The sequence below is a fragment of the Paracoccus sp. (in: a-proteobacteria) genome (genome assembly GCF_046462195.1).
In the GTDB taxonomy this organism is placed as follows: Bacteria; Pseudomonadota; Alphaproteobacteria; order Rhodobacterales; family Rhodobacteraceae; genus Paracoccus.
The window spans coordinates 1-4,323 of record NZ_JBKGUN010000071.1 but is presented as its reverse complement, the minus strand read 5'-3'; the positions used below and the strand labels follow the sequence as shown (position 1 = coordinate 4,323).

Below are 4,323 nucleotides of genomic sequence, written 5' to 3'. Positions count from 1 at the left end.
CTGAACAAGATGAACCGCACCCGCGAATTGGAGGATACTCCGTCCGTGCGCGGCATGGTCAACAAGATCCCGCATCTCGTGACCATCATCGAAGAAAAGAACTGAGCTTCTTGGCTTGGTAAAGAAAACGCCCCGCAACATGCGGGGCGTTTTTGTTGGTTCATTCGCCTTCGCGGCAGGCGTAGAGTGTGCCGCCTACGGCCACCACCGACACGGCGGCGCCTGTCAGCAGGATCGGCGAGGCAGCGACCGCAGCGGCGGCGCCGCCAAGCGAGGCCAAAGCCCCTGAAATGGCCGTGCCGGTTCCGCTGAGGATCACCGCGCCAGATCCATCGGGCAGGGCCTGCAATCCTTGGACAGACCGCCGTGCGGCAGCAGACGTCAGGGCTCCCGCTGCCCCCGTTGTCTGATTCACGCGATTGCAGACCGAGCGTGATACCTTGCGGCAACGGCCCCAGCCATCTCGTGGTCCCAGATCATACCCCACCACCGATTCGCTGGCTACGTCATGGCGGAGACAGAATGGCAGCCGCTCTTCATCGGACAGTTCTGGGGTGAGGCTGCGCAGTACGACGTAACTGGGACAATCATGCTTTCCCCAGCGTGTCGCCAGAAGTTCGCGGCGGGAATAGGTGTCGCCAAGGCGAGCCTCGTTCTTGTCATAGCCCATGATGACGTCGTGGCCATTGATCCTTGCGGTGCAGAGGGTCGGTTCGGCGGCCTCCGCAGCTGAGGTCAGAAACAGGGCCGCAATGGCGGCGGGAAGCAGACGCAGGAGGGTCATTGGTAGGCTCTTGTGCAATGTACTGAACCTGTCCCTAGCAAGCAGAGGCGACCACTCAAGACACAACGTGGTGTAGTATGTCAAATGCGGGCACGCTGTGGCCGCGTCGCTTGAATGATGCAGCGGTTCCGCGTATAGGGCCCCGGTGCCATCAGGTACGCCGACTCAACAAGCAAGAAATGCCGTGGCCCCCTGTTTCGCTTCGAGGGTGCGTCCGGCGAAGGAGAAGCGATATGAAACTGCATGAAATTCGTGACAACGAAGGCGCCAACCGCACCAAAAAGCGCGTTGCGCGCGGTCCCGGTTCTGGCAAGGGCAAGACCGCCGGTCGCGGTATCAAGGGTCAGAGCTCGCGTTCGGGCGTAGCGCTGAACGGTTATGAAGGCGGCCAGATGCCGCTGTACCGCCGCCTGCCCAAGCGCGGCTTCACCAAGCCGAACGCCAAGTCGTTTGCGGTTGTGAACCTGGGCCAGATCCAAGGCTTCATCGACGCGGGCAAGATCGACGGCGCGGCTGAACTGACCGAAGATGCGCTGGTGGCCTCGGGCCTGGTGCGCCGCAAGCTGGACGGCATCCGTCTGCTGGCCAAGGGTGAATTGAAGTCCGGCCTGACCATCACCGTGACCGGCGCCTCGAAGGCGGCTGTCGAGGCGGTCGAGAAGGCGGGCGGCAAGGTCCAGCTGCCGGCAGTTGCCGCGGCGGCCGAATAAGCTGTTGATCGGGGCGGTTGCGCCCCATAGATAGCATCTAGGTTTTCAGGCGCCGCCGGTCCCCGCGAAAACGGGTCGGCGGCGCTGTCATGACACGGGACGGACTCACATGGCGTCAGCCGCAGAACAGATGGCCGCGAACCTCTCCTGGGGGCAGCTTGGCAAGGCCACGGAACTTCGCCAGAGGATCTGGTTCACGATCGGCGTGCTGATCATGTACCGTATAGGCACCTATATCCCTGTCCCCGGCATCGACGGTGCTGCGTTGCGCAACTTCATGGAGCAGGCGCAGTCGGGCATCGGCGGCATGTTGTCGATGTTCACCGGCGGCGCGCTTGGCCGCATGGGCGTCTTTGCCCTCGGGATCATGCCCTACATCTCGGCCTCGATCATCGTTCAGCTTCTGACTTCGATGGTTCCTTCGTTGGAGCAGTTGAAGAAGGAAGGCGAACAGGGCCGCAAGAAGATCAACCAGTACACCCGATATGGCACAGTGGCGCTGGCACTGTTCCAAGCGTATGGCCTCGCACGCAGCCTCGAGGCGGGCGGTCTGGCGCATGATCCGGGCTTGTTCTTCCAGGCCTCGGTCGTGATCACCCTGGTCGGCGGAACGATGTTCCTGATGTGGCTGGGCGAGCAGATCACGGCGCGGGGGGTCGGGAACGGCATTTCGCTGATCATCTTTGTCGGCATTCTGGCCGAGGTTCCTGCGGCGCTGGCAAACTTCTTCCAACAGGGTCGCACGGGCGCGATCTCGACCCCTGTGATCCTGTTCGTGATCGTCATGCTGATAGCGGTGATCGGCTTCGTGGTCTTCATGGAGCGCGCGCTCCGCAAGATCCGCATCCAGTACCCCCGGCGCCAGGTCGGCATGAAGGTTTACGACGGCCAGTCGAGCCACCTTCCGGTCAAAGTCAACCCGGCCGGCGTCATTCCGGCAATCTTCGCCAGTTCGCTCCTGTTGCTGCCGATCACGATCTCGACCTTTTCCGGAAACGAGACAGGGCCGGTCATGTCGGTGATCCTGGCCTATTTCGGTCCTGGGCAGCCGCTCTATCTACTGTTCTTCGCGGCGATGATCGTGTTCTTCACGTATTTCTACACGCAGAACGTTTCCTTCAAGACCGATGACGTGGCCGAGAACCTCAAGAACCAAGGGGGCTTCATTCCCGGCATCCGTCCGGGCAAGCGGACCCAGGACTACCTCGATTATGTCGTCAACCGCCTGCTGGTGATCGGCTCGGCTTATCTGGCCATCGTCTGCCTGATGCCGGAGATCCTGCGCGACCAGTTCTCGATCCCGGTCTATCTGGGCGGCACCTCCGTGCTGATCGTGGTGTCGGTGACGATGGACACGATCAATCAGGTCCAGAGCCACCTGCTGGCCCATCAGTACGAAGGGCTGATTGAGAAATCGCAACTGCGTGGTAAACGCAAACCTGGAACTGCGAAGCCGCGCCGCGCACCGTCGCGCCGCTGACCGCATGACGCCGGCGCGGGCGGCCTTGCCTGCGCCAATACGGGACAAGGCCCGGAACGGGCCGACTGAGGGGGACAGACGTCATGACCATCAACATCATCCTGCTTGGCCCCCCGGGGGCCGGCAAAGGCACTCAGGCCCGCCGTCTGGTGGAAGAGCGCGGTTTGGTCCAGCTGTCGACCGGTGACATGCTGCGCGCGGCGCGCAGCTCGGGCACCGAAATGGGCAAGCGGGTGGCCGAGGTCATGGATCGGGGCGAGTTGGTGACGGACGAGATCGTCATCGGCCTGATCCGCGAGCAGCTGGCCAATGGCGGGAACGGCTTCATCTTCGACGGATTTCCCCGCACCCTGCTGCAAGCGGATGCCTTGGGGCAGTTGCTGGACGCAACCGGCATGGCTCTGGATGCGGTGATCGAAATGCAGGTGGACGACGCTGCTCTCGTGCGGCGCATCACCGGGCGCTACACCTGCGGCAACTGCGGCGAGGTTTATCATGACGAGACGCGTCCGACGAAGGTGGAGGGCGTTTGTGACGTCTGCGGCTCGACCGACCTCAAGCGGCGCGCCGACGATAATGAAGACAGTCTGAAGACCCGGTTGCTTGAATATTACAAGAAGACCTCACCGTTGATCGGCTATTATTATGCCAAGAACAAGCTGACCCAGGTCGACGGCTTGGCAGCGATGGATGAGGTTTCCAGACAGATTGCCGAGGCGCTGAATGGGACACGGCCCGAGGCTTGACCTCGGGATCGTCTGCCGATATGTCACGTCATCTCGCAAGAGAATCACCCGCATCACGGGTGGCCCATCGATTTGGCCCGAAGGCACAGCTTTCGGGCCTTGCGTTGTGAAAAAAGGTTCCGGTGTTACGGAACCGCAACTGAAAAGGAAAACGCGTGGCTCGTATTGCTGGCGTCAACATCCCGACGGGGAAACGCGTCCCCATCGCACTGACCTATATCCACGGCATCGGCGATATGTATGCCGAACAGATCTGTGATGCCGTCGGCATCGACCGCGCCCGTCGCGTGAACGATCTGTCCGACGCCGAAGTGCTGCAGATCCGCGAATATATCGATGCCAATCTGACCGTCGAGGGCGATCTGCGCCGCGAAGTTCAGATGAACATCAAGCGCATGATGGACTTGGGCTCGTATCGTGGCCTTCGCCACCGTCGCGGCCTTCCGGTCCGCGGCCAGCGCACCCACACCAACGCCCGCACCCGCAAGGGCCCGGCGAAACCGATCGCCGGCAAGAAGAAGTAAGGGGCAGCGACATGGCACGTGACAAGACCCGCATGAAGCGCAAGGAACGCAAGAACATCGCCACCGGCGTTGCGCATGT

At 61.9% G+C, this 4,323-nt stretch carries 6 protein-coding genes and 1 pseudogene; 6 read left to right on the top strand and 1 reads right to left on the bottom strand.

What is annotated here, in order from left to right:
• The coding region (gene rpmD, locus ACLHHB_RS04625) for a 50S ribosomal protein L30 (RefSeq protein WP_410217115.1) at positions 1-105 on the top strand (105 nt) is incomplete at its 5' end.
• 55 nt (positions 106-160) lie between these two features.
• On the opposite strand, the gene ACLHHB_RS04620 is transcribed toward rpmD, so the two are convergent.
• Positions 161-784 carry a hypothetical protein gene (locus ACLHHB_RS04620; protein WP_410217114.1) on the bottom strand — a complete coding sequence of 208 codons (624 nt, stop codon included), beginning with the start codon at positions 782-784 and terminating at the stop codon, positions 161-163.
• A 233-nt stretch (positions 785-1,017) separates the two neighbouring features.
• Here ACLHHB_RS04620 and rplO point away from each other — a divergent pair, with 233 nt between their 5' ends.
• The 5 genes and pseudogenes from rplO to ACLHHB_RS04595 all read left to right on the top strand — a co-directional run.
• Complete coding sequence (gene rplO, locus ACLHHB_RS04615; RefSeq protein ID WP_410217113.1) at positions 1,018-1,494, top strand: 50S ribosomal protein L15; 477 nt, start codon at positions 1,018-1,020, stop codon at positions 1,492-1,494.
• Positions 1,495-1,603: 109 nt separating this feature from the next.
• Positions 1,604-2,974, top strand: coding sequence for a preprotein translocase subunit SecY (gene secY / locus ACLHHB_RS04610; RefSeq protein WP_410217112.1), 1,371 nt, complete (start codon positions 1,604-1,606; stop codon positions 2,972-2,974).
• 83 nt (positions 2,975-3,057) lie between these two features.
• Positions 3,058-3,720 carry an adenylate kinase gene (locus ACLHHB_RS04605; RefSeq protein WP_410217111.1) on the top strand — a complete coding sequence of 221 codons (663 nt, stop codon included), beginning with the start codon at positions 3,058-3,060 and terminating at the stop codon, positions 3,718-3,720.
• A gap of 155 nt (positions 3,721-3,875) precedes the next feature.
• Complete coding sequence (gene rpsM / locus ACLHHB_RS04600) at positions 3,876-4,244, top strand: 30S ribosomal protein S13 (RefSeq protein WP_410217110.1); 369 nt, start codon at positions 3,876-3,878, stop codon at positions 4,242-4,244.
• An 11-nt stretch (positions 4,245-4,255) separates the two neighbouring features.
• A pseudogene (locus tag ACLHHB_RS04595) lies at positions 4,256-4,323 on the top strand (30S ribosomal protein S11); the annotation flags it as partial.